Below are 274 nucleotides of genomic sequence, written 5' to 3' on the forward strand. Positions count from 1 at the left end.
TGACCACCTTGATCCCCATCGTCGATCGCCTGTGGCGGCGTTTCCAGATCCGGCAGCTTTGCATCGTTGCCGACCGCGGCATGATCAGCCAGGACACCCTCAACGATTTGGAGCAGCAGGGCTGGCCGTACATCCTGGGGGCGCGGATGCGCAAACAAGCCGAGGTGCGCGACCAGGTGCTAGCCGACCGCACGCGCTTCCGCGTGGTGCGTGGTCCCCGCGTCCAGAGCACGGACCCGGCGCCGCTGAAGGTCAAGGAGGTACGAGTCGAGGG

General features: G+C 66.4%; 1 pseudogene. It reads left to right on the plus strand.

The features are described from left to right. A pseudogene (locus EUU22_RS20130) lies at positions 1 to 274 on the plus strand (IS1634 family transposase); the annotation flags it as partial.

The sequence above is a fragment of the Ciceribacter ferrooxidans genome (assembly GCF_004137355.1).
GTDB lineage: Bacteria > Pseudomonadota > Alphaproteobacteria > Rhizobiales > Rhizobiaceae > Allorhizobium > Allorhizobium ferrooxidans.